This window comes from Janthinobacterium sp. 1_2014MBL_MicDiv (assembly GCF_001865675.1).
Lineage (GTDB): Bacteria > Pseudomonadota > Gammaproteobacteria > Burkholderiales > Burkholderiaceae_D > Janthinobacterium.
The window spans coordinates 661,118-683,944 of the sequence record NZ_CP011319.1 but is presented as its reverse complement, the minus strand read 5'-3'; the positions used below and the strand labels follow the sequence as shown (position 1 = coordinate 683,944).

Below are 22,827 nucleotides of genomic sequence, written 5' to 3'. Positions count from 1 at the left end.
GCCGCTACCACCACCAACAACAAGGAAACACGGGATGAACACGACCACCCACAACGCCCTGGGCGCCTGCTGCGCGCTCGCCGTGGCCCTCAGCTGCTCGGCCCTCGCCGGCTGCGCAAGGCCGACGCCAGCGGCCTCGCCGCCTGTCCCATCGCGCCACCTCGATGATGGCAGCATCGAAGTCGGCAAACTGTCGCCGCTGCGCCAGCGCCTGCAGATCGCCCCCGCGCAGGAACAGGATATCGCCACGCAGACGGACGCGCCGGGCAGCATCGAAGCGATGCCGGAAAAGCTGGTGAAAATCACGCCGCCCCTGGCCGGGCGCATCACGCGCCTGCAGCGCGCGCTGGGCGACAGCGTAAAGGCGGGCGACCCGCTGTTCACGCTCGATTCGGCGGAACTGAGCGCCGCCTATGCGGACGACAGCAAGGCCAGGTCCGCCCTGCTGCAGGCGCGCCAGGAACTGGAGCGCCAGAAAACGCTGTTCGAGGCGCAGATCGCCGCGCGCAAGGAATACGAATCGGCCCAGGCCAGCTATGAGCAGGCCGGCAGCGATGCGCAAGCGAGCGCCGACAAGCTGGCGCAGTACGGCGCCGGCGCGCGCGGTTCGCGCCGCGACTACGTGCTGCGCTCGCCCATTGCCGGCACCGTGATCGCCATGGACGGCGCCCAGGGCGGCTACTGGAACGATATCAACGCGCCCGTCATGACGGTGGCCGACCTGTCCACCGTGTGGCTGTCGGCCAACGTGAGCGAGAAGGACCTGGCGCAGGTGGCCGTGGGACAGCAGGCCCGCATCACGCTCGACGCCTGGCCCGGCAAACACTTCGAGGGCAAGGTCGCCTATGTGGGTGCCGTGCTCGATGCGGAAACGCGCACGGTGAAGGTGCGCGTTTCCATCGACAACCGCAGCGGCGCCTTCAAGCCGGGCATGTTCGCCCACGCGGGGTTTGCCGGCGCTTCGCGCCGCGCCATCGTCGTGCCGGCGGCCGCCGTGCTGCAAAGCGGGCTGTCGACGCGGGTGATGGTCGAACGCGGCCCGCTGCGCTTCGAGCCACGCGTGGTGCAGGTCGGCGCCAGCCATGGCGAGCAGGTGGAAATCGTCTCGGGACTCAAGGCGGGCGAACGCATCGTCGTCAAGGAAGGAGTGCTGCTCAATGATTGACCGTTTCATCGCCACCTGCTGCCAGCGGCGCGGCATCGTCTGGCTCGTGCTGCTGTTCGTCACCGCCTACGGCATCTACAGCTGGAAACAGCTGCCCATCGAGGCCTACCCCGACATCGCCGACGTCACCTCGCAGATCGTCACGCAGGTGCCGGGCCTGGGCGCGGAGGAAATCGAGCAGCAGATCACGATACCGCTCGAGCGCGCCCTGCTCGGCACGCCCGGCATGCATGTGCTGCGCACGCGCAGCCTGTTCGCGCTGTCGCTGATCACCGTGGTGTTCGAGGATGGCAGCGACGGCTACTTCACGCGCGAGCGGCTGCAGGAGCGGCTCGCCAGCGTCAACCTGCCGTACGACGCCAAGCCGGGGCTCGATCCCTACACCTCGCCGACGGGCGAAATCTACCGCTACACGCTTGAATCGAAAAGCCGCAGCCTGCGCGAACTGTCCGAACTGCAGTTCTGGACCGTGATACCGCGCCTGCAGCAGGTGCGCGGCGTGGCCGACGTCAGCAATTTCGGCGGACTGACCACGCAATTCATGCTGGAGCTCGATCCCGCAAAACTCGACAGCTACGGTTTCTCGCTGGCGCAGGTCAAGGATGCCATCAACGCCAACAACATCAGCGGCGGCGGCAGCGTCATCGACCGCGGCCAGCAATCGTACGTGGTGCGCGGCGTGGGCCTGCTGCACTCGCTCGACGACATGGGCAACGTCGTCGTCAGCAGCAAGAACGGCGTGCCCGTGCTGGTGAAAGACCTCGGCAAGCTCGCCTACGGCAACGTGGAGCGGCGCGGCGTCCTCGGCAAGGACGGCAACCCCGACACCATCGAGGGCATCACCCTGCTGCTGAAGGATTTCAACCCGTCCGAGGCGCTGGCCGGCATCCATGCGGCCGTGGACGACTTGAACGGCAATCTGCTGCCGCAGGACGTGAAGGTCGTGCCCTACCTGGACCGCAGCTCGCTGATCGACGCCACCCTGCACACGGTCGGGTTCACGCTGGGCGAGGGCATGCTGCTCGTCGCCCTGGTGCTGCTGCTGTTCCTGGGCAGCCCGCGCGCGGCCTCCATCGTCGCGCTGACGATCCCGCTGGCGCTGCTGATGGCCTTCATCTTCATGCACCACTTTAAAATTCCCGCCAACCTGCTATCGCTGGGCGCCATCGACTTCGGCATCCTCGTCGACGGTTCGGTGGTGGTGCTGGAAAACATACTGCGCCGCCGCGAACGCGAGCAGCAGCGCCCCCTCGCGCTGCAGGACGCCATCGAAGCCACCCTGCAGGTGGCGCGCCCCATCCTGTTCGGCATGGCCGTCATCATCGCCGCGTATTTGCCCCTGTTCGCCTTCCAGCGCATCGAATACAAGCTGTTCTCGCCGATGGCGTATGCGGTCGGCGCGGCGCTCGTGGGCGCGCTGGTGGTGGCGCTGGTGCTGATACCGGGCCTGGCCTGGCTGGCCTTCCGCAAGCCGCGCCGCATGTTCCACAACCGCGCGCTGGAAGCGCTGGCGGCGCTGTATGCGCGCTTCCTCGAGCGCATGGTGGGCAGGAAGCGCTGGGTGGCGGCCGTCTGCGCGGGGTCGCTGGCGGCCCTGGCCATCCTGGGCGGCAGCATCGGACGCGATTTCCTGCCCTATCTCGACGAAGGATCGTTATGGCTGCAGGTGCAGATGCCGCCCGGCATCACGCTGGAGAAGGCCTCCGAGATGGCCAGCGAACTGCGCCGCGCCGCGCTGGAGTTCCCGGAAGTGTCGACCATCGTCACGCAGACGGGGCGCAACGACGACGGCACCGACTACTGGACGCCGTCGCACATCGAAGCGAGCGTGGGCCTGCATCCGTATAAAAGCTGGAAATCGGGCATGAGCAAGCAGCAGCTGATCGCCAGAATGAACGAACGCTTCGCGCGCATGCCCGGCTACACGGTGGCCTTCATGCAGCCGATGATCGACGGCGTGCAGGATAAATTGTCGGGCGCGCACAGCGACCTGACGGTGAAAATCTTCGGCAACGACCTCGATGAGGTGCGCCGCATCGCCGGCAAGGTGGCGCACGTATTGAAAGGCGTCCCTGGCGCTTCCGACGTGGCGGTGGATGTGGAGCCGCCGCTGCCCAACCTGAAGGTGGAGCTGGACAGGGCGAAGGCGGCCCGCTACGGCATCAACGCGGCCGACGTGGCCGACCTGATTTCCACCGGCATCGGCGGCGCGCCCATCGGCCAAGTCTACGTGGGTGAAAAAAGCTACGACATCGCCGTGCGCTTCCCGCCCGCCGTGCGCTCCAGCCCGGACGCCATCGCCAGTCTGATGCTGACGGCCGCGAACGGCGCCAGGGTGCCGCTGGCGCAGGTGGCCAGCATCAGCACCACCTCGGGCGAAAGCGTGATCGTGCGCGAAATGGGACGGCGCCACATCATCGTGCGCCTGAATGCCCGCGGACGCGACCTGGCCGGTTTCCTGGCCGAGGCGCGCCCGCTGGTGGCGCAGGCCGTGGCCGGCGAGCACCAGCGCATCGGCGTCGAGTGGGGCGGCCAGTTCGAAAACCTGCAGCGCGCGCAAAGCCGCCTGGCGCTGATCCTGCCGATGACCCTGGGCGCCATGTTCCTGCTGCTGTTTGGCCAGTTCCGCAACCTGCGCCAGCCGGCGCTGGTGCTGCTGGCCGTGCCGCTGGCCATGCTGGGCGGCCTGGCCGCGCTGCACCTGCGCGGCATGACGCTGAATGTATCGAGCGCCGTCGGCTTCATCGCCCTGTTCGGCGTGGCCGTGCTCAATGCCGTGCTGATGCTGGCGCAGATCAACCGCCTGCGCGCCGAGGAAGGAAAAAGCCTGCGCGAGGCCGTGCTCGAAGGCGCGCGCGACCGCATGCGCCCCGTGCTGATGACGGCAACCGTGGCGGCCCTGGGCCTGACGCCGGCCATGCTGGCCACGGGCCTGGGCAGCGACGTGCAGCGCCCGCTGGCCACCGTGGTGGTGGGCGGCCTGGTGACGGCCACGGCCCTGACCCTGCTGCTGTTGCCGGCCCTGTATTACCTGATCGAGGCGTATGTAACAAAGCGCCGGACGCAAACGGAAGGAAAGACCCATGACACGCATTAACTGGATATTCGCGGGCTTGCTGATCTCGCCCGCGCTGGGCGCCGCGCCCCTGACCTTCGAGACCTACCTGTCTGCCGTGGAGAGTAGCAGCCTGGAACTGCAGGCGCAGCAGGAGAGCATCGGTTCGGCCAAAGCCGGCATCGGCATTGCCGGCCTGCGTCCCGATCCCGAATTCACGCTGGGCGCCGCGCGCGAGACCGTGCGCGCGCTGCCGCACCGTCCCGTCACCTGGACGCCAGCCATCAGCATGGCCATCGAGACGGGCGGCAAGCGCGCCGCGCGCTTGAAAGCCGCGCACAGCAATGTCGTGCTGGCCGAGGAAACGGTGGCCGGCTTCAGAAACGCCCTGTATGCGACAGCGGCGACGGCGTTCACGGAAGCGTGCCGCACGCGCGACGTCCTGCTGCGCAAGGAGCAGACCATGGCGGCGCTGTCGAAGGTGGTGGCAGCGAATGACGTCAGGCTGAAGTCGGGCGACGTGGGCGGCATCGAGCTGCTGCAGTCGCGCGTGGAACGCGACCAGTTCCAGGCCGAGCTGGAACTGGCGCGCAGCGAGGCGCAAAGCGCCATGCTGAACCTGTCGCCGCCGCTGGGGCGCCAGTTCGGCAGCCTGTTCCCGCAAGCGCAACTGGCCTGCGACTTTGCCGCGTATGCCGGCGGCGACGCCACTGCGCTGGTGCCGCAGGCGCTCAACGCCCGCAGCGACGTGCGCATCGCCCGCGCCACGCTGGACAATCTGCGCGATGGCGCGGCGCTGGTGCGCGCCAACCGTGCCGTCGACCCGACGGTGACGCTGGGCCTCTCGGCCGCGCGCGGCTACCGCGATGGCATCGACGGCAATGGCGATGCCGTCGACGGCGCGCCCCGCTCGCGCGCGCTCTCCATCTCGCTGGCCATCCCGATCCCGCTGTCGCGGCGCGACAAGGGCGACGTGGTGCAGGCGGAAGCGGGCGTGACGCAAGCGATGCTGGCCTTGCGCCAGGCGGAACTGACAGCGGAGACGCAAGTGCGCACGGCGCAGCTGCAGTGGCGTTCGGCGCAGGAACGGCTGGCGCGCTACCGCGACGGCGTGCTGCAGGACGCGCAAAAGGTGGTGGACGGCATGCGCCTGTCCTACTTCAGCGGCAATGCCTCGCTGCTGGAATGGCTGGCGGCGCAACGCTCGGCCGACGATGCCTGGCAGGGCTACCTGCAGGCGCGCGCCGATGCCGCCATCGCCAGCACGCAGCTGCAACTGGCCATCGGCCAGCGGCCGGCGTTATAGCAAGGGGAAGGTAAAACGCGTGGATGCCGGCGCGGCGATGATGCCGCGCCGGTCATCGGGGACGGGGAATTACTGCGGCTGGGAAGGCGCGTCGCCGTCGGCGGCCGCATCTGCGTCAACCTCGGCGTCGTCCGCTTCCGGCTCATCGCCCTCGGTGCCATCGGCCGGCTTCGGATTGTTTTTCGCTTCCAGCTTGCGCCTGGCTTTTTCCTCGGCTTTCTTCTTCTTTTCCAGCTCTTTTTGCCGTTTTTCGTATTGGAAATTTGTCTTGGCCATTTACTACCTCTTTAGTTTTTAGATGTTACAGATAACCGCATAAGGCACATTATGACGCAGTTGAGCGAAACACCAAGTTTTTAGCCACGGGGATGATGCTGCGCATGCAGCAGTTTCAGGCGCTCGCGCGCCACATGCGTGTAGATCTGCGTGGTGGAAATATCGGAGTGTCCGAGCAGCAATTGCACGACGCGCAAGTCCGCGCCATGGTTCAGCAAGTGCGTGGCGAACGCATGGCGCAGGGTATGCGGCGACAGCGGCGCCGTGATGCCCGCGCTCAGCGCATGTTTCTTGATCACCACCCAGAACATTTGCCGCGTCATGGCGCCGCCGCGCCGTGTGACGAACAGCGCATCGTCCATCTGGCCATCGAGAATCACGCCGCGCGCCTCCTTCAGGTAGCGCTCTATCCACAAGCGCGCCTGCTCGCCGAACGGCACCAGCCGCGTCTTGCTGCCCTTGCCCGTGATGCGCAGCACGCCGTCGTTCAGGCTCAGCTCCACCGATTTCAAGTCCACCAGCTCCGACACGCGCAAGCCGCTCGCATACATGAGCTCGAGCATGGTGCGCTCGCGCAGGCCCAGCGGCGTGCTGACGTCGGGCGCCGCCAGCAAGGCCTCGACCTGCGCTTCGCTCAGCGTGTGCACGAAACGCGCGGGCTGCTTGGCCGACACCATCTTCAGGCACGGGTCGGCCGCGATATGCCTGTGCCGCAGGGCCAGCTGGTAAAAGCGCTTGAGCACGGACAGGCGCCGGTTCGACGACGTCGCCTTGCTCTCGTCGTGGCGGGCGGCGAAATACGCTTCGATATCGGTCGTGGACACGTCGTACAGGCCGTCGCGTCCGGGCCGCGCCACCTCCAGCCAGCGCGCGAACAATCGCATGTCACGCCGGTAGGCGTCCAGCGAATTTTTCGACAGGCCGTCTTCCAGCCACAGGCTGTCACAGAATTCATCGATCAGGGTGGCGTTGTCGGGCGCCAGCAGGCTGTTCATCATCGGTAGGCTTCCACGCCTTCGTGCGCCAGCAGCCAGCGCTTCACGCCCAGGTGGAATCCCGTGGCGTCGTCGTGGTGGGCAAAGCCGCCCAGGCCGCCCGCGGCCGTGACCCGGTGGCAGGGGATGAGCACGGGATACCAGTTGGCGCCGCAAGCCTGGCCGACGGCGCGCGGCGCCGAGCCGATCAGGCGTGCCACGTCGCCATAGGTGCGCACCTGGCCGCGCGGGATGGCGGCAATCGCCGCCCAGACTCGTTGTTGGAAAGCACTGCCCAGCTCGGCCAGTGGCAAGTCGAACGGCGCATCGGGATCACGGAAATAGCGCGCCAGCTGCGCGCAAGCCAGTTCGGAGACGGCATCCTGCGGCGCTTTCTCGTCGAAGTGCGGCGGCAGGTAAACCAGTTCGCGCAGCTGGCCGCCCTCCGCGCGCACGCCCATGGCGCCGAACGGCGCGGCCACGATGGCGCTGAAGCGCTCACTGCCCTGTTGTTTTTTCATCTGCTGATCATTATTCAAGTGTGGCATATATGCAACCTGCCGGCGCCGGAGACAGCGCCACGGGGATTATGCACCGACTTTAGGCGTGCCGGCGGACGTTTCCACGGCACGAAAAAAAAGCGCACCAGTCGGTGCGCTTCAAATATTGCTTCACGTTCCCGGTCGTTTGGGTCCGCCGGTGCCGGCTTGTGGCCGCAGACAGCTATGACTCAACAACTTCTGTGAAACGTGTGTCTCCTCAATATATCCCCGGTATCAATACCGTTTTTATAGACCACTCCCCCACCAACCTTGTAACCAATTCTGTACCGCAGCCTTGCTACCAGGGCGCATATGCTTATACGTGTTTCCCCGTAAGGCCGCCCATCATAGCGCATTTATTCGGCCGGATCGACTTTTTTTGCACCATGGCGGGGACAGTTATTTTAGTTGTAAATTAAATTCGGCAGCCACAGCGAAATTTGTGGTACGTAGGTAATCAGCACGAGGAAGCCCAGCATCGTCAGCAGCCACGGCATCACGGCCACGGTCAGTTCGGAAATGCCCATCTTCGTGATGCCGGACGCCACGTACAGGTTCAGGCCCACGGGCGGATGGCACATGCCCACCTCCATGTTGACCACGATCAAGATGCCGAAGTGCACGGGGTCGATGCCCAGCTTCATGGCGACAGGGAACAGAATCGGCGCCATGATCAGCACGATCGACGACGGTTCCATGACGTTGCCGGCCAACAACAGCAGCACGTTGACCACCAGCAGGAAGCTGATCACGCCCAGGCCCTTGCCCGTGATCCATTCGGCCATCGCCTGCGGAATGTTTTCGCTGGTCATCAGGAACGAGAACAGCACGGCGTTGGTGATGATGTAGAGCAGCATCGCCGACATGGCGGCCGAATCGAGCAAGACCTTGCCCACCTGCTTGAGCTTCAAGTCCTTGTAGACGAAGACGGCGATGATGAAGGCGTACACGGCAGCCATGGCCGCCGCTTCCGTCGGCGTGAAGGCGCCCGAATAGATGCCGCCCATGACGATGACGATCAGCAGCAGGCCCCAGGCGCTCTTCTTGAAGGTGACGAAGCGCTCTTTCCAGCTGGCTTTCTGCATGCGCGGATAGTTATGCTTGCGCGCCAGGAACCAGGTGGTCAGGCCCAGCAGCATGGCCAGCATCAGGCCGGGAATCACGCCGGCCATGAACAGCTTGCCCACGGACGTGTTGGTGCTGACGGAATACATCACCATCACGATCGATGGCGGTATCAAGATGCCCAGCGCGCCCGAGGTGGTGATGACGCCGGCGCCGAAACCGCGCGGATAACCCTGCCTGACCATGGCGGGCAGGATGATGGAGCCGATCGCCACCACGGTGGCGGGGCTGGAGCCGGAAACGGCGGCAAACAGCGCGCACGCCATCACGCCGGCCAGCGCCAAGCCGCCATGCCAGTGGCCCACCATGGAGCTGGCGAAGTTGATCATGCGCCGCGCCACCCCGCCATGCGTGAGGAAGTTGCCCGCCAAAATGAAGAACGGGATGGCCATGATCTCGAATTTCTCGATGCCGGTAAAGATCTTCAGGGCCACCGATTCGATGGGCACGCTGGTCATGGTGAACAGGAAGGTCAGCACCGTCAGGCCCAGCGAGATGGAAATCGGCATGCCGGTCAGCATCAGCGCCAGCAGCAATACAAAAATGATCAGCGCGTTCATGCCTTGGCTCCTTTTTCTTCCGCCGTCAATTCCTCGTCCAGCCCCTCGACATGCGAGTGGTCGTGTTTTGGCAAGGCGCCCGTCTTGATGAAATGCACCATCACCTGCAGGAAGCGGAAGCACATCAGGTAGGAACCGAGCGGCACGGCCAGGTAGACCAGCCACATCGGCACCTCCATGTCGGCCGAGGTCTGGTCCGTGTGGCCGATCGACCACACGAAGCTGGCACCCAGGGTACCCACGACGCCCGTAAACAGGGCGCCGGCGGCCAGGCCGAAGACGATGAAGCGGTCGCGCCAGCGCGGGTTCATGCGGTTGATCAGCACGTCGACGCCCACGTGGATGCCCGTGCGCACGCCATACGCGGCGCCGAACTTGGCCATCCAGACGAACATGTAGATGCACAGCTCCTGGGCCCAGCTGGTATTGATTTGAATCAGGAAGTCCTGCACGCCCGGAATGGGCAAGCCCGCCAGGTAGCGGTGCACGACGGCGACGAAAATGATGAAGGTGGCCGCGCCCATCAGGGTCGCGATCAGCCACTCTTCCAGATGATCCAGAAATTTCATGGTGGACTTTCAAAGAGTGCGGGTGCGCTGGCCCCCGCGCAGGACGCGCCGGGGCCGGTGAGACGGATCGGCAGGCGATGCCCTGCCATCTGCGCCAGGCGGCGCAGAACGCTAAAACCAGCGGCTTACTTCGCGCTTTCCTTGTTGATGGCCGTGATCAAGTCCTTGCCGATGCGCGCTTCCATGGTTTTTTGCACGGGCGCCAGCGCCTTGCGCCACTCGGCCTGCTCCTGCACCGTCAGCGTGTAGATCTGCGTCCTGCCCGCCTTCTTGATGGCCTCGAGGGCCTGGTCATTGTCGCGCTGGGCGATGGCCTTTTCAAACGTGGTCGCCTCGCGCATGGCTTTTTCCAGCTGGCTGCGAATTTCCGGGGGCAAGCCGTCCCAGAATTTCTTGTTGACGATGACGGCATAGCCCAGGTAGCCGTGGTTGGACACGGTCACGTGCTTTTGCACTTCATGCATCTTTTGCGTGTACATATTCGATGGCGGATTTTCCGTGCCGTCGACGACGCCCGTCTGCAGCGCCTGATACACTTCCGAGAAGGCCAGCACCTGCGGATTGGCGCCCAGCGCGCGCATCTGCGCGTCGAGCACCTTCGACGACTGGATGCGCATCTTCAGGCCCTTGAAGTCGGCCGGGTGGTGCAGCGGCTTGTTGGCCGACATCACCTTGAAGCCGTTGTCCCAGTAGGCCAGGCCCGTGATACCCTTGGGTTCCAGCTTTTTCAGCAGGCTCTTGCCGATTTCGCCTTCGGTGACGTTATACAGCGCGGTCTTGGTGGGGAAGATATATGGCAGGTCGAACGCCTCGAATTCCTTCACGCCCAGCGGGCCGAACTTGGCCAGCGAGGGCGCCAGCATCTGCACGGCGCCCAGCTGCAGGGCTTCGAGTTCTTCCTTGTCCTTGTACAGCTGGCTGTTCGGGTACAGTTCGACCTTGACCTTGCCATTCGTGGCTTTCTCGGCCAACTGCTTGAAGCGTTCGGCGGCCTGGCCTTTCGGCGTATCGGTCGCCACGACGTGGCTGAACTTGATGACGATGGGCGCCTGGGCGTAGGCGTGCACGCCGGCGGTGGCGCCGATGGCCGCGCACAGCGCGACGAACATGGTTTTCATCTGCATTTCTGTCTCCTGAATGGTTTTTTGAAAAACTTTATTATTTGTCTACTTGGATATTGTGCCAAAGAAACTGCCTCGGCTATTGTGGTTAACCACAATAGCCCGCGCCCGATAAGCCGCTACCCTGCCAGCCATGCCGACTCCCCCCACCCTTGCGCGCCGCTTCAAGCTATCGAGCCCGATGCGCTGGCTGCTGCCCGTCATCCTGCTGCTGCTGTTCCTCTCCATCCTGTTCTGGCTGCCATGGCAGGCACGCCAGATGGAGAGCAACGAACGCCAGGAACAGCTGATCGCCGACACGCTGTGGGTCGAGCAGACCATCCGCTTCCAGCTGGCGCGCAACGAGGAAAGCCTGTTCAACCTGGGCACCGACATCGCCAGCGGCGCCCTCGGCGCGGAAAAAGTCCATGAACGGCTGCAGCAGATGCTGCGCAACGGGCGCGAACTGCAGCGCGTGCTGTGGCTCGACACCAGCGGCAAGGTGCTGGCCACCAGCGACAACAGCCTGCCGCACGAGCTGGCCTTTTCGCCCGCCTCGCTGACGGCAGGCGACAATGCGCGCCGCCTGCACCGGGGCCAATATGCCCAGCCCTCGCAGCAGAGCGGCTTCCCCGACGCGCCGCCCGGCGCCATGCTGATGGATTACCACCAGCCCCTGTTCGATGGGCAGCGCTACGTGGGCAGCCTGGTGGCCACCTACCAGATCGGCAGCCTGCTCGATGAAATGGTGCCATGGTGGTTCGCCCAGGATAACCAGATTTCCCTGATCGACCGCGACGACAAGGTGCTGGCGCGGCGCGCCGCCGCCGGCCCCGGCCACGGCGTGTACACGCACAAGCGCGCGCTCGACGTGCCGGGCGCCACCATCACGCTGTTTACCGACAGCGTGAAAAGCCAGCCCAAGCTGCTGCCCAATTTGCTGGTCGGTTCCGTCATCGCCCTCTCGCTGGGTCTGATATGGAGCTTGCTGGCCCTGTGGCGGCATATCTCGCGCCGCCTGATGGCCGAAGGCGCGCTGCGCCAGCAGATGCTGTTTCGCACGGCGATGGAAAACTCGCTGGTGACGGGCATGCGCGCGCGCGACCTGGAAGGACGCGTCACCTATGTCAATCCCGCGTTCTGCCAGATCGTCGGCTATCCGCCCGAGGAAATCCTGGGGCGCTTGCCGCCCATGCCCTACTGGGTGCCCGAGGCGCTGGAAGAATACCAGCAGCGCTTCGTCAAGGCGCTGGCCGGCAATCCCACGCCGCAGTTCGAAACCTATTTCCAGCGTCCCGACGGCACCCGCGTGGCGGTGCTGATCTTCGAGGCGCCGCTGGTGGACAAGCACGGCCAGCAGACGGGCTGGATGGGTTCCGTGCTCGACATCTCGGACCGCAAGCGCGTCGAGGAACTGAACCGCCAGCAGCAGGAAAAACTGCAGACGAGCTCGCGCCTGGCCACCATGGGCGAGCTGGCATCGATGCTGGCGCATGAGCTGAACCAGCCGCTGGCGGCCATCTCCAGCTACACCACGGGCGCGCTGAACCTGATACGGCGCGCCATCGACAGCGGCGCGCCCGTCGACCCGGCCACCCTGAAGCCGGCGCTGGAACACGCGGGCGCGCAGGCGCAGCGGGCCGGCCAGATCATCCGCAGCGTGCACGATTTCGTGCGCAAGAGCGAGCCGCAGCGCCAGGATATCGCCATCCGCACCCTGATCGACGGCATCCGCGCGCTGATCGACCTGCAGGCGCGCAAATACTATGTGACCATCCAGGAAGAGATACCTGCCGACCTGCCGCTGCTGCGCGCCGATCCCGTGATGATCGAGCAAGTACTGCTGAACCTGACACGCAACGCCATCGAGGCGATGCAGGATGCGGCGCCGGGACGGCGTATCATGCGCCTGCGGGCCAGCCACGACGCGCAGCAGGACATGGTGACGGTGGACGTCATCGACCACGGCCACGGCATCCCGCAGGACGTGGCCGAGCGGCTGTTTTCGCCCTTCTTCTCGACCAAGGCCGAGGGCATGGGCATGGGGCTGAACATCTGCCGCACCGCCATCGAATTTCATGGCGGCGCGCTGACCTTCAGCGCCAACCCCGCTGGCGGTACCATCTTTACATTCAGCGTGCCGGCAGTGCCGCGCGCGCCGCACTAACCGATAACGACGATAACAGAAAGCCGGAGACACCATGCTGCATATCATTGATGACGAAGAAGTCGTACGCGACTCCCTGTCCTGGCTGGCCGCCTCGCGCAGCATCGAGGCGCGCAGCTACGCCAGCGCGCAGCAATTCCTCGACAGCCTCGATGGCAGCTTCGACGCCGGCGGCGACTGCGTGCTGCTCGACGTGCGCATGCCCGACATGAACGGCATCGCCCTGTTCGACCAGCTGGTCAAGCGCGACCTGACGGCGCGCCTGCCCGTGATTTTCCTCACCGGCCACGGCGACGTGCCGATGGCCGTCGACAGCCTGAAACGCGGCGCCTTCGATTTCTTTGAAAAGCCGTTCAACGACAACGACCTGATGGACCGCGTGCAGCAAGGCCTGGCCAACTCGCGCCAGGCCGGCGAACTGGCCGCCGTGCACGCGCGCCTGGCCACCCTGTCGACGCGCGAACGCGAAGTGCTGGACCTGATTTTGGCGGGCAAGATGAACAAGGTGGTGGCCGACAAGCTGGGCATCAGCATGCGCACCGTGGAAGTCCACCGCGCGCATATCTTCGACAAGATGCAGGTCAAGACGGCGGTGGAGCTGGCGGGGTTGTTGAAGTAATGCAGCAATGTTGGATTACGCGGCGCTGGCGCGCCGCCAATCCAACCTACATTGCAATGTAGGTCGGGTAGGTCGGGTAGGTCGGGTTAGCGCGCAGCGCGTAACCCGACACCACCGCCACCGCCATCACGCATCGTGACGCTCATGGTGCTCCGCCGCCCCATGCTTCCAGTAGCTGGCCGCATGCAGATGCTGCTTCGGCACGCCGGCTTCAATGAAATGCCCGCGCAAGCCCTGTACCTGTGCATGCTCGCACGCCACCCACACGTAGCCGTCGCCGTCCTGCGGCAAGACCACTTTCGCCAGTTCCGCCAGCAGCAAGGCACCGCTGCGGCCATTGCGCGCTACCCAGCGCACGTCCAGCTGCGCGGCGCTGTCGAGCGCGATCTGCTCGCCGTCCTCGACGATTTCGATCACGGCAATCGCGCGTGCCGTGGCTGGCAACTGCTCGAGGCGGCGGGCGATGGCCGGCAAGGCCGTCTGGTCGCCCACCAGCACATACCAGTCGAAATCGAGCGGCACCAGCATCGAGCCGCGCGGTCCGCCCACACCCAGGGTCTGTCCGGGCACGGCTTGTGCCGCCCAGGTGGCTGCGGGACCGTCGCCATGCAGCACGAAGTCGATCTCCAGCTCGCGCCGCGCGGCGTCATAGCGGCGCGGCGTGTAGTTGCGGGCGATGGGACGCGCCCCTTCCGCGTACTGGACGGGATTCGGGCCATTGCCCAGCACGGGAAAGACGGGCGCAGCTTCGCCCGGGGCGGGGAAGAACAGTTTCACGTGGTCGTCGTGCGCGGGCGAGACAAAGCCGTCAAGATCGTCGCCGGCCAGGGTGATGCGGCGCATGTGCGGCGTCAGCTGCTCGGTGCGCACGACGGTGAGCACGCGCAGTTTCAAGTCGTGCCGCACGCGTTCGGTGGTCCGCAGGCGTTGCGGTGCGGGTGTTGCCGATGAGGTATTCGTCATGTTCGGTTCCTTGTCAAAGTGGATTCATTGACCGTCGACGATGGCATTCGCCGCCTGCTCCAGCACGGCGGCCACGCGTTCGGCTTCCGCGTCCGTCCAGTTGGTCTTGTTCAGCAGCAGCGCATGCTTGAGGGTGTGCATGCCCTGGCGCACGCGCTCGGGCAAGGCGTGTTTCGCCTGAATGCGGGCGAACATGTCGAGGCGGGCCAGGATGCCGTCCACCTGGGCGCGGTTTTCCTCAATATAGGCGCGGCCCAGGTCCGTGATGGTGTAGAGCTTCTTGCCGCTGGCGCTTTCACTGGACGTGACGTGGTCCTGTTCTTCGAGCAGGGTCAGGGTCGGGTAGATGGCGCCCGGGCTGGGCGCATAGGCGCCGCCGCAACGCTCTTCGATGGCCTTGATGATTTCATAGCCGTGGCGCGGGCTGATCTCGATCAGCGCCAGCACGATCAGCGGCAGGTCGCCGCGGCCGAAGACGCGCTCGGCCCGTTCGCCGCGCCCGCCCCGGCCACCGGGGCCGCCATGGCCCATGCCATCGCCGCGCTCGTCGAAGCCGCGCGGGCCGCGGCCATGCAGGTAGTATTCGTGGCGGTGTTCGTGGCGATGCTCGCCGCGATGGTGTTCGCCATGGTGGTGCTGGCCGCAATGGGCATGCTGATGGTGATGGCCGCCGTGGCCATGTTCTGCGTGGTGTGAGTTTCTCATGTTTTCTCTTTAAAGATATATCGTTAGTAGGTATCGTCATTTTATAACGATATATCGATAAGTCAAGGAAAAATTCATGGCGCGGGCGTGCCGGCGTTTGCTATGCTGAGCTCTCCGCCACCAACAAGCCATCGCCATGCCTGAAAAAACCGTCCCGGAAAAGATGTATGTGAAGAATGCGCAGGCGCTGGCCGTGCTCAATGATGGCGGCGAACAGGCGGCGCTGCTGGCGCAGCTGCCGCCCGAGCGCATGGCCAAGGCGGCTGAAAGCGCCGACTGGATCTTGCTGTTTGCGCGCAGCCGCGCGGAACTGGAACGCCACCTGCCGGCGGCGCAGGCGCGCCTGGCGCCCGGCGGCGCGCTGTGGCTGGCGTACCGCAAAGGGGGAAGCAAGGCGGGCAGCGATATCCAGCGCGACGACATCCGCGCCTACGCACAGGCACTGGGACTCGACAGCGTGGCCATGATCGCCATCGACGCCGACTGGTCGGCGCTGCGCCTGAAGCAGGTTTAGCACACCTCAGCAAACCTGCTGCGCGTCGCCCCTTGCGGCCTGCGATGCCCGCTGCGCCTCCCAGCCACAGATCACTGCCGCCCGCTACGGTTTTGTCAGGCGTTCTTGAACGCAGCTCAGGCGACGCCGTGCAGCACCAGCGCCCATTCGACGTGTTCGCGCACGATGGCCGACGGGTGCTCGCGGCGCGACAGCAGGGCCGCGACGATGTCGGCCTGTCCCCGCACCTTGGCGGCCGCATTGCCCATGCCGACGGCCAGGTTGCGCAGCCAGCGCTCGTGGCCGATGCGACGGATGGCGCTGCCTTCCATGCGGCGGTTGAATTCTTCTTCCGTCCAGGCGAACAGCTCCACCATGCCGGCGCTGCCCAGGCTATGGCGCTCGTCGAAATCGGGCACCACGGCGCGCTGGGCGAACTTGTTCCACGGGCAGACGGTCTGGCAATCGTCGCAGCCATATACCTTGTTGCCGATCAGGGGCCGCATTTCGACGGGAATGGCGCCCTTCAATTCGATGGTCAGGTACGAGATGCAGCGGCGCGCGTCGAGCTGGTGCGGCCCCAGGATCGCTTGCGTCGGGCACACCGTGATGCACGCCGAGCACTGGCCGCAGTGCGGCGTCTCGGGCGCATCCACCGGCAGCGGCACGTCGATGAGGATCTCGCCGAGGAAAAAAAAGGAACCGCCCTGGCGGTTGATCAGCAAGGTGTGCTTGCCGCGCCAGCCCAACCCGCCCTTTTGCGCCAGTTCCACTTCCATCACGGGGGCCGAGTCGCTGAAGACGCGGTAGCCGAAGTCGCCGATTTCGCCCTTGATGCGTTCGGCCAGCTGCTGCAGACGCGAGCGCATCACCTTGTGATAATCGCGGCCGCGTGCATACACGGAGATCACGGCCGCCGCGGGATCGGCGTCCCGCGCCGCCTCGCGCTCGCGCCAGTCGGCTCCCAACGCCGGCGGCAGGTAGTTCATGCGGGCGCTGATGGCGCGCACCGTGCCCGGCACCAGTTCGGCCGGGCGCGCACGCTTCATGCCGTGGCTGGCCATGTATTCCATTTCGCCGTGATACCCTGCATCAAGCCAGGCCTGCAGCCCCGCTTCCATGTGCGACAGGTCCACATCGGCGATGCGCACCTCGGCAAAACCCAGCTCGCGCCCCCATTGCTTGATGGTGCGCGCCAGGGCGGCGAGATCGGTGACGGTGGCGGACATAGGGGACTTTACGGAAAACAGCGGCGGCGCGGGCGGTTACAATGGGAGCAGCCTCCATTTTATGCGATACCGAAGATAATGACCGAACACTTCAAAGCCCACCTCCACGACGAAGCCGGCACCGCCGCTCTGGGCGCCGCGCTGGCGCGCGCGCTGGCGCCAGGCCTGGCGATCTACCTGCACGGCGACCTGGGCGCCGGCAAGACGGCCCTCACGCGCGCGCTGCTGCACGCGGCCGGCCACGCGGGCCACGTGAAAAGCCCCACGTATACCCTGTCCGAACCGTACACGGTGCAACTCGACGGCCAGGCCGTCAACGTCATTCATTTCGACCTGTACCGCATGGGCAGCGCCGAGGAATTCCTCGACGCGGGCTTTCGCGAAGACTTCAATGGCCACAATATCTGCATCGTCGAATGGCCGGAGAAAGCCGAACCGGTCCTGCCGCCGGCGGACCTGAATGTTTATTTGAGCGTTGCGGGTACAGGACGTGATGTAGAATTGCAAGCGTCTTCTGAATTGGGTCTGTCATGCCTTCACCGTCTCAAATTCGCCCCGAACCTTTGATATCCTCGCCCATCACCCGGCGTACGGTGCTCAAGGCCGGCGGCACCCTGCTGTTATCCGTCTTCGCGCCGATGTCGGCGATGGCGGCGCAAATTCTCGCCGTGCGCGTCTGGCCTGCCGAGGATTACACCCGCGTCACGCTGGAAAACGACAGCATCCTGAAAGCGACCCACTTCATCGTCAAGGACCCGGAACGCCTGGTGGTCGACATCGAAGGCCTGGAGCTCAATCCCACGCTGAAGGGCCTGGTGGCGAAGATCCAGTCGAACGATCCGTATATCAAGCAGGTGCGCGTGGGCCAGAACCGGCCCAACGTGGTGCGCCTGGTGTTCGACCTGAAAGAGGAAGTCACGCCGCAGCTGTTTACCCTGCCACCGGCAGGTTCGTACAATCACCGCCTGATCTTCGACCTGTACCCCGTGCACGAGCCGGACCTGATCGCGCAGATGATCGAAAAAGGCGACTGGTCCAGCGATCCGGCCAAGCCGCCGATGGCCGGCACGCACACGCCGCCGCCCGCATTGCCGCTGCCCGACAGCGGCAAGCCGCCCGTCGCCGTCGCGCCCGTGGCCCCCATCGTGCCGCCGCTCCCCGATATCCGTCCCGAACAGCGCCCCGAAGCGCGCCCCTTGCCGGGCCAGAAAGTGGTGCGCATGATTACCATCGCGCTCGACCCCGGCCACGGCGGCGAGGATCCTGGCGCCATGGGCAGCAAGGGCAGCCGCGAAAAGGATGTCGTGCTGGCCATCGCCAAGCGCCTGAAAACCAAGCTGGAGCTGCAGCCGAACATGCGCGTCATGCTTACGCGCGACGCCGATTTCTTCGTCCCGCTGGGCATGCGCGTGGAAAAGGCGCGCAAGGTGCAGGCCGACCTGTTCGTCTCGATCCACGCCGATGCGTTCATCCAGCCGACGGCGCGCGGTTCGTCCGTCTTCGTGCTGTCGGAAAAAGGCGCCACCTCGACGGCGGCGCGCTGGCTGGCCAACAAGGAAAACCAGGCCGATTTGATCGGCGGCGTCAACGTGAAGAACCACGACAAGCAGCTGGCCAGCGTGCTGCTCGACCTGTCGACGACGGCGCAGATCAACGACAGCATGAAGCTGGGCAAGGCCGTGCTGCGCGAGATCGGCGGCATCAACCGCCTGCACAAGGGCTCCGTCGAACAGGCCGGCTTCGCCGTGCTGAAGGCGCCCGACATTCCCTCCATCCTGATCGAGACGGCCTTCATCTCGAATCCGGAAGAGGAAGCCAAGCTGACCGACAACGGCTACCAGGACCAGATGGCCGACGCCATCGTCACGGGCATCAAGAATTACTTTGCGAAGAATCCGCCGCTGGCGAAAAGCCGCCTGACCTGACATGAAAGCCTAGCATGAGCAAGAGTACCTTTGGCCAGTTGCCGGCCGTGACCATCCGCGCGGCCGACGGCGCGCAGGCGACCGTCACCCTGTACGGCGGCCACCTGGTCTCATGGCGTACCAGCGATGGCCAGGAGCGTTTGTTTTGCAGCCGCGATTCCGCCCTTGACGGCAGCCGCGCCATCCGTGGCGGCGTACCGGTGATCTTCCCCCAGTTCGGCGCGCGCGGCACGGGCATGCGCCACGGCTTTGCGCGCGTGGCGACCTGGCAGCTGGCAGCCAGCGGCGAAGCCGATGGCGCCGCGTATGCGGAATTTACCTTGACCCAGTCCGATCTGCCCGAAGCGATCGCCGCCGCCTGGCCGTTCGCCTTCACCCTGCGCCTGCGCGTGGCCGTCAAGGGGCAAGCGCTGGACTTGAGCCTGTCCGTGCAGAACACGGACGAGCAGGCGTTCCCGTTCTCGGCCGCCCTGCATACCTATTTTGCGATTGAACAGCTGGATGCGGCGCGCATCGCCGGCCTGCAGCGCGTGCGCTACTCGGACGAGACGCCGCAGGACGCCCTGCAGGCGGAAGAGCTGCTGCAGCTTGCCGACAAGCTGGACCGCATCTATTACCAGCTGCCGGGCGCCCTGACCCTGCAGGCGGGTGCCGCCACCCTGCGCCTGGAGCAGCAGGGCTTTACGGACGCCGTCGTGTGGAACCCGGGCGCGCAGGACGCGGCCGCCCTGCCCGACCTGGCCGACGACGAATACCGGCGCTTCATCTGCATCGAGCCGGCCCTGATCCAGCCCGACACGCTGGCCGCCGGCGCCGGATGGACCGGGCGCCAGCGCCTTGAATTTACATAAGGGTGACTGAAAAAGTCCAGGGCTAGGCGCCTCGCCGAAGGCAGTACGCATGTACGACGAGGCGGGGTAACAACGCCATGGGCTTTTCTCAAGCGCTCTTAATTCGATTCCTTGATGATGCGGCCATTGGCAGGCTGAATCGGCCGCGCATTCAAGGGATACAGGCGGCTGAACAGCGCCATCTGCGCCGGCGACGCCTGCACCGGCTGCTTCATCACCATCCACAGCACGCCCTCGCTGCAGGGCGGCTCCGTCATCGATCCCATGTAGGTGTAGTAATCGCGCCGCGTCGGCAGCATCTCGGCCGGATCAAGCAGGATGGACGGGTGCATGGTCTCGAATTTTTCCAGCGGCAGATTGTTCCACACGGTCTGGATGGTCGCTTGCGGCGCGCCCCGCTCCAGCAGCAAGGCCAGCACGGCCTGCCGCCCTTCCGCATCGCGGTGCACCAGGTGCACCACCATCTCGAACGCCTTGCCGTTGATGCGCTCTTCCGACGGGCGGTGGAAGTGGAATTGCTGCAGCTCGAACATGCGGTTCTGCACCGTGATGTAATTGCCGCCGCTGACACCCACCTGCACCGTGTGGCCGTTGTCGACCACATTGAACGACGACGGGTGGTAATCAAAACTGATCTGCTCGAGTTCGACCTTCATGCCGTCGCGGATATCGATCGGCGACTGGCGGCTGCCATTGCCGCACTTGGCCCAGTCGACATTGATCTTGCTCCAGTTGGCCGGACCGCTCTCGCCCTCGTACGACCAGTGCGTGCCACGCGGCACGGGCGGCGGTGGCGGCGGCGCCGCCTTCACGACGGCCGCGCGCTTGGCGCGCGCGGCGGCGCGGGCCGCCTGGGTGGCGCGCATTTCCGCCAGGCGCGCCGCGATGCGTTCGGACAGGTCGACTTCGGCCGCTTCTTCCTTCTCGCGCGCCGTCGGCGCGACGGTGACGGGCGCCTTGGCCTCCTTGCCCTTCACCGATTCGGTCAGGGTTTTCATGGCGGCCGCGCGCGCCGACGCCGACACCGGCGCGCTGGCTGGCGTGGATGCGGCGGCGGTCGCCGGGGCGGGGGCATCTTTGGCGCTTGCCATGGCCGTCATCACGGCAAGGCTGCAAGCTAACAGGGCGCTCAAATGTCGCATGGAAATCCAGAAAGTAAGAATACCCTCTGGTTTACGGCTGGAAAGCAACAAAACTTGAATCAGGGCAGGAGCAATACGGAAGTACCGAAGAGAAAACAGGATCCAGGGCCAGCTGCGGACGGCGCCGCAGCGTGCTTGCCCTGGATCCTTGCGGCAATTACGCCGACTTGCCGACCATGCGCTTGTAGAGCTTCCACATGCCGCCCAGCACCACCGGCACGACAGCGGCGCCCACGCCGATCAGGACGATCAGGGTCAGGTGGTCGCGGATCCACGGGATATTGCCGAAGAAGTAACCGGCCGTCACCAGGCCCACCACCCACAGCAGGGCGCCCGTCACGTTGTACATCTGGAAGCGCGCATGCGTCATGTCGGAAATACCGGCGACGAACGGCGCAAAGGTGCGCACCACCGGCACGAAACGGGCCAGGATGATGGTCTTGCCGCCGTGCTTTTCAAAGAATTCATGCGTACGGCGCATGGCATCCTTGTTGATCCAGCGGTAATCGTGGGTAAATACCCTCTGCCCGATGGCCTCGCCTATCCAGTAATTGAGCGTGTTGCCCGTGATGGCGGCCGTGACGAGCAGGAAGATCAACAAGCCCAGGTGCATCTGTCCCGTCGCGCAAAATGCGCCGGCGATAAACAATAAGGTGTCCCCAGGGAAGAAAAACAGCACGACGAGGCCTGTTTCGCAAAAAATAATGGCGAACAGCACCGCATACACGAGGGTGCCGTACTGCTCGATCAAGATACCCAACGTCTTGTCGACATGCACGATCATGTCGAGGAATTGCACAAAATCCATATATTTTTCCCTAAAGGTAGCGGCGGAATCATACACCACCCGGCCGGCGCAACGGCAGTCCCCGGCCCGATATTTGTTGATTAATTATGCGGCGCCCTTGCGCGCGCGGCAATTTAAGTAAAGGTTAAGGAACGAGCCTGCCAAAGTGCCCAGGCCGGCTGTGCTCCCGGCATGCCAGGCACGCGCCCTGCAATGTTTTTCCAACGAAATATTGCCATTCCGGTATACACTTTCTGACCGGCGCAATCCGCGCCGACCAGGAGAGTACAACATGCGTCTGCATCCACTGAACGGCCTGACCATGGCCACCGTGCTGGGCCTTGCCCAGCTGTCCGCCCACGCAGCGCCTGTGCAGATCAAGGCGCCCGCCGAGCTGCCCGCCAAGGCGACGCTTGCCGACGCCATCAAGGCCTCGAAGCCGTCCGACTGGCGCCCGCTGGACCCGAACAATACCCTGTACCTGGAAATTCCCGCAGGCCGCGTGGTGATGGAGCTGGCACCCGACTTCGCGCCGAAACACGTGGCCAATATCAAGGCCCTGGTGGCCGAGCAGTACTACGACGGCCTGGCCATCACACGCGCGCAGGACAACTGGGTGGCGCAGTGGGGCGATCCGAACGAAAAGAATCCCAAGCCGATCCAGCACGCCCAGCGCACCCTGCCCGGCGAATTCACGGCGCCCCTGAAAAACATCAAGAGCTTCACGCGCCTGCCGGACTCTGATGGCTATGCGCCGCAAGTGGGGCATTCGAACGGCTTCCCGTCCGCGCGCGACCCGAAAAGCGGCACGGCCTGGCTCACGCATTGCTATGCCACCGTGGGCGTGGGGCGCGACACGGGCAGCGACAGCGGCGGCGGCACGGAGCTGTATGCCGTCATCGGCCAGTCGCCGCGCCACCTGGACCGCGACATCACCGTCGTCGGCCGCGTCGTCGCCGGCATGCCCCTGCTGTCGACGCTGCCGCGCGGCGCCGGCCCGATGGGCTTTTATGACAGCCCCGAAAAAAACGTGCCGATCAAGGCGATCCGCCTGGCCGCCGACGTGCCGTTGGCACAGCGCAGCAACCTGGAAGTGATGCGCACCGATAGCGCCGCCTACCAGGCCGTGCTGGAAGCCCAGCGCAACCGTGGCGGCCCATGGAGCAAGGTCGCCGCCGGCCACATCGACCTGTGCAATGCGCCGATACCGGTGCGGGAAATGGCGAAGTAAATCCATAGGGAGGCGGGCCGGCAGCATCGGGCCCGGCCCGACC

The 22,827-nt window shown here is 65.1% G+C and carries 21 protein-coding genes; 10 read left to right on the top strand and 11 right to left on the bottom strand.

Annotated features, from left to right (window positions below; all coding sequences use genetic code 11):
- Positions 1 to 34 precede the first annotated feature (34 nt).
- The 3 genes from YQ44_RS02995 to YQ44_RS02985 are packed head-to-tail and all read left to right on the top strand — an operon-like array spanning position 35 to position 5,526.
- Positions 35 to 1,165 (top strand): efflux RND transporter periplasmic adaptor subunit, encoded by a 1,131-nt coding sequence (locus YQ44_RS02995; protein WP_071322112.1) that lies wholly within the window; start codon positions 35 to 37, stop codon positions 1,163 to 1,165.
- Positions 1,158 to 4,262 (top strand): efflux RND transporter permease subunit, encoded by a 3,105-nt coding sequence (locus tag YQ44_RS02990; protein WP_071322111.1) that lies wholly within the window; start codon positions 1,158 to 1,160, stop codon positions 4,260 to 4,262. Before YQ44_RS02995 ends, YQ44_RS02990 begins: the two co-directional genes overlap by 8 nt.
- Positions 4,249 to 5,526, top strand: a complete 1,278-nt coding sequence (locus YQ44_RS02985; protein ID WP_071322110.1) for a TolC family protein — start codon at positions 4,249 to 4,251, stop codon at positions 5,524 to 5,526. Before YQ44_RS02990 ends, YQ44_RS02985 begins: the two co-directional genes overlap by 14 nt.
- Positions 5,527 to 5,595: 69 nt before the next feature.
- On the opposite strand, the gene YQ44_RS02980 is transcribed toward YQ44_RS02985, so the two are convergent.
- The 6 genes from YQ44_RS02980 to YQ44_RS02955 all read right to left on the bottom strand — a co-directional run bounded on the left by YQ44_RS02980 (position 5,596) and on the right by YQ44_RS02955 (position 10,690).
- A complete protein-coding gene (locus tag YQ44_RS02980) occupies positions 5,596 to 5,802 on the bottom strand; it encodes a hypothetical protein (RefSeq protein WP_071322109.1) in 207 nt (68 codons plus the stop codon).
- Positions 5,803 to 5,882: 80 nt separating this feature from the next.
- Positions 5,883 to 6,800, bottom strand: coding sequence for a site-specific tyrosine recombinase XerD (gene xerD / locus YQ44_RS02975; protein WP_442905891.1), 918 nt, complete (start codon positions 6,798 to 6,800; stop codon positions 5,883 to 5,885).
- Positions 6,797 to 7,297, bottom strand: a complete 501-nt coding sequence (locus YQ44_RS02970) for a methylated-DNA--[protein]-cysteine S-methyltransferase (protein WP_071322108.1) — start codon at positions 7,295 to 7,297, stop codon at positions 6,797 to 6,799. The genes xerD and YQ44_RS02970 overlap by 4 nt, the downstream gene beginning before the upstream one ends.
- A 425-nt stretch (positions 7,298 to 7,722) precedes the next feature.
- Positions 7,723 to 9,003 carry a TRAP transporter large permease gene (locus tag YQ44_RS02965; RefSeq protein WP_071322107.1) on the bottom strand — a complete coding sequence of 427 codons (1,281 nt, stop codon included), beginning with the start codon at positions 9,001 to 9,003 and terminating at the stop codon, positions 7,723 to 7,725.
- Entirely contained in the window at positions 9,000 to 9,572 is a 573-nt protein-coding gene (locus tag YQ44_RS02960; protein WP_071322106.1) for a TRAP transporter small permease, read from the bottom strand. The genes YQ44_RS02965 and YQ44_RS02960 overlap by 4 nt, the downstream gene beginning before the upstream one ends.
- A 125-nt stretch (positions 9,573 to 9,697) precedes the next feature.
- Positions 9,698 to 10,690, bottom strand: coding sequence for a TRAP transporter substrate-binding protein (locus YQ44_RS02955; RefSeq protein ID WP_442905928.1), 993 nt, complete (start codon positions 10,688 to 10,690; stop codon positions 9,698 to 9,700).
- Between the two features lie 136 nt (positions 10,691 to 10,826).
- On the opposite strand from YQ44_RS02955, the gene YQ44_RS02950 reads away from it, so the two are divergent.
- Together YQ44_RS02950 and YQ44_RS02945 are read left to right on the top strand one after the other, a co-directional pair.
- Entirely contained in the window at positions 10,827 to 12,839 is a 2,013-nt protein-coding gene (locus YQ44_RS02950; RefSeq protein WP_071322104.1) for a PAS domain S-box protein, read from the top strand.
- Positions 12,840 to 12,873: 34 nt separating this feature from the next.
- Positions 12,874 to 13,458 (top strand): response regulator transcription factor, encoded by a 585-nt coding sequence (locus YQ44_RS02945; RefSeq protein ID WP_071322103.1) that lies wholly within the window; start codon positions 12,874 to 12,876, stop codon positions 13,456 to 13,458.
- A 126-nt stretch (positions 13,459 to 13,584) separates the two neighbouring features.
- Here the strand turns inward: YQ44_RS02945 and YQ44_RS02940 are convergent, their stop codons facing one another.
- Positions 13,585 to 14,421 carry a siderophore-interacting protein gene (locus YQ44_RS02940; RefSeq protein ID WP_071322102.1) on the bottom strand — a complete coding sequence of 279 codons (837 nt, stop codon included), beginning with the start codon at positions 14,419 to 14,421 and terminating at the stop codon, positions 13,585 to 13,587.
- A 24-nt stretch (positions 14,422 to 14,445) separates the two neighbouring features.
- Complete coding sequence (locus YQ44_RS02935) at positions 14,446 to 15,126, bottom strand: PadR family transcriptional regulator (RefSeq protein WP_083411611.1); 681 nt, start codon at positions 15,124 to 15,126, stop codon at positions 14,446 to 14,448.
- A 136-nt stretch (positions 15,127 to 15,262) separates the two neighbouring features.
- On the opposite strand from YQ44_RS02935, the gene YQ44_RS02930 reads away from it, so the two are divergent.
- Entirely contained in the window at positions 15,263 to 15,640 is a 378-nt protein-coding gene (locus YQ44_RS02930; RefSeq protein WP_071322101.1) for a DUF3052 family protein, read from the top strand.
- A 116-nt stretch (positions 15,641 to 15,756) separates the two neighbouring features.
- Here YQ44_RS02930 and queG read toward each other — a convergent pair whose 3' ends face one another.
- The gene (queG, locus tag YQ44_RS02925; protein ID WP_071322100.1) at positions 15,757 to 16,848 is read right to left on the bottom strand and encodes a tRNA epoxyqueuosine(34) reductase QueG; all 1,092 of its coding nucleotides are present in this window, start codon (positions 16,846 to 16,848) and stop codon (positions 15,757 to 15,759) included.
- 78 nt (positions 16,849 to 16,926) lie between these two features.
- On the opposite strand from queG, the gene tsaE reads away from it, so the two are divergent.
- The 3 genes from tsaE to YQ44_RS02910 are packed head-to-tail and all read left to right on the top strand — an operon-like array spanning position 16,927 to position 19,624.
- Positions 16,927 to 17,415: a tRNA (adenosine(37)-N6)-threonylcarbamoyltransferase complex ATPase subunit type 1 TsaE gene (gene tsaE, locus YQ44_RS02920; protein ID WP_071322099.1), complete on the top strand. Its 489-nt coding sequence runs from the start codon at positions 16,927 to 16,929 to the stop codon at positions 17,413 to 17,415.
- Positions 17,379 to 18,773, top strand: coding sequence for an N-acetylmuramoyl-L-alanine amidase (locus YQ44_RS02915; protein ID WP_071322098.1), 1,395 nt, complete (start codon positions 17,379 to 17,381; stop codon positions 18,771 to 18,773). Before tsaE ends, YQ44_RS02915 begins: the two co-directional genes overlap by 37 nt.
- Before the next feature lie 14 nt (positions 18,774 to 18,787).
- A complete protein-coding gene (locus YQ44_RS02910; protein ID WP_071322097.1) occupies positions 18,788 to 19,624 on the top strand; it encodes a D-hexose-6-phosphate mutarotase in 837 nt (278 codons plus the stop codon).
- A 98-nt stretch (positions 19,625 to 19,722) separates the two neighbouring features.
- Here the strand turns inward: YQ44_RS02910 and YQ44_RS02905 are convergent, their stop codons facing one another.
- Both YQ44_RS02905 and YQ44_RS02900 read right to left on the bottom strand, forming a co-directional pair.
- Positions 19,723 to 20,766, bottom strand: a complete 1,044-nt coding sequence (locus YQ44_RS02905) for a carbonic anhydrase (RefSeq protein ID WP_071322096.1) — start codon at positions 20,764 to 20,766, stop codon at positions 19,723 to 19,725.
- A 157-nt stretch (positions 20,767 to 20,923) separates the two neighbouring features.
- The gene (locus tag YQ44_RS02900) at positions 20,924 to 21,574 is read right to left on the bottom strand and encodes a VTT domain-containing protein (RefSeq protein WP_071322095.1); all 651 of its coding nucleotides are present in this window, start codon (positions 21,572 to 21,574) and stop codon (positions 20,924 to 20,926) included.
- Positions 21,575 to 21,845: 271 nt separating this feature from the next.
- On the opposite strand from YQ44_RS02900, the gene YQ44_RS02895 reads away from it, so the two are divergent.
- Positions 21,846 to 22,784, top strand: coding sequence for a peptidylprolyl isomerase (locus YQ44_RS02895; RefSeq protein WP_071322094.1), 939 nt, complete (start codon positions 21,846 to 21,848; stop codon positions 22,782 to 22,784).
- The last annotated feature ends 43 nt before the right edge of the window (positions 22,785 to 22,827 follow it).

What these genes read in the sequence shown, in the direction of transcription:
- YQ44_RS02995 (WP_071322112.1), top strand. Translation starts at nt 35, where the DNA reads ATGAACACGACCACCCACAACGCCCTGGGCGCCTGCTGCGCGCTCGCC.
- YQ44_RS02990 (WP_071322111.1), top strand. Translation starts at nt 1,158, where the DNA reads ATGATTGACCGTTTCATCGCCACCTGCTGCCAGCGGCGCGGCATCGTC.
- YQ44_RS02985 (WP_071322110.1), top strand. Translation starts at nt 4,249, where the DNA reads ATGACACGCATTAACTGGATATTCGCGGGCTTGCTGATCTCGCCCGCG.
- YQ44_RS02980 (WP_071322109.1), bottom strand. Translation starts at nt 5,802, where the DNA reads ATGGCCAAGACAAATTTCCAATACGAAAAACGGCAAAAAGAGCTGGAA.
- xerD (WP_442905891.1), bottom strand. Translation starts at nt 6,800, where the DNA reads ATGATGAACAGCCTGCTGGCGCCCGACAACGCCACCCTGATCGATGAA.
- YQ44_RS02970 (WP_071322108.1), bottom strand. Translation starts at nt 7,297, where the DNA reads ATGAAAAAACAACAGGGCAGTGAGCGCTTCAGCGCCATCGTGGCCGCG.
- YQ44_RS02965 (WP_071322107.1), bottom strand. Translation starts at nt 9,003, where the DNA reads ATGAACGCGCTGATCATTTTTGTATTGCTGCTGGCGCTGATGCTGACC.
- YQ44_RS02960 (WP_071322106.1), bottom strand. Translation starts at nt 9,572, where the DNA reads ATGAAATTTCTGGATCATCTGGAAGAGTGGCTGATCGCGACCCTGATG.
- YQ44_RS02955 (WP_442905928.1), bottom strand. Translation starts at nt 10,690, where the DNA reads ATGAAAACCATGTTCGTCGCGCTGTGCGCGGCCATCGGCGCCACCGCC.
- YQ44_RS02950 (WP_071322104.1), top strand. Translation starts at nt 10,827, where the DNA reads ATGCCGACTCCCCCCACCCTTGCGCGCCGCTTCAAGCTATCGAGCCCG.
- YQ44_RS02945 (WP_071322103.1), top strand. Translation starts at nt 12,874, where the DNA reads ATGCTGCATATCATTGATGACGAAGAAGTCGTACGCGACTCCCTGTCC.
- YQ44_RS02940 (WP_071322102.1), bottom strand. Translation starts at nt 14,421, where the DNA reads ATGACGAATACCTCATCGGCAACACCCGCACCGCAACGCCTGCGGACC.
- YQ44_RS02935 (WP_083411611.1), bottom strand. Translation starts at nt 15,126, where the DNA reads ATGAGAAACTCACACCACGCAGAACATGGCCACGGCGGCCATCACCAT.
- YQ44_RS02930 (WP_071322101.1), top strand. Translation starts at nt 15,263, where the DNA reads ATGCCTGAAAAAACCGTCCCGGAAAAGATGTATGTGAAGAATGCGCAG.
- queG (WP_071322100.1), bottom strand. Translation starts at nt 16,848, where the DNA reads ATGTCCGCCACCGTCACCGATCTCGCCGCCCTGGCGCGCACCATCAAG.
- tsaE (WP_071322099.1), top strand. Translation starts at nt 16,927, where the DNA reads ATGACCGAACACTTCAAAGCCCACCTCCACGACGAAGCCGGCACCGCC.
- YQ44_RS02915 (WP_071322098.1), top strand. Translation starts at nt 17,379, where the DNA reads ATGCCTTCACCGTCTCAAATTCGCCCCGAACCTTTGATATCCTCGCCC.
- YQ44_RS02910 (WP_071322097.1), top strand. Translation starts at nt 18,788, where the DNA reads ATGAGCAAGAGTACCTTTGGCCAGTTGCCGGCCGTGACCATCCGCGCG.
- YQ44_RS02905 (WP_071322096.1), bottom strand. Translation starts at nt 20,766, where the DNA reads ATGCGACATTTGAGCGCCCTGTTAGCTTGCAGCCTTGCCGTGATGACG.
- YQ44_RS02900 (WP_071322095.1), bottom strand. Translation starts at nt 21,574, where the DNA reads ATGGATTTTGTGCAATTCCTCGACATGATCGTGCATGTCGACAAGACG.
- YQ44_RS02895 (WP_071322094.1), top strand. Translation starts at nt 21,846, where the DNA reads ATGCGTCTGCATCCACTGAACGGCCTGACCATGGCCACCGTGCTGGGC.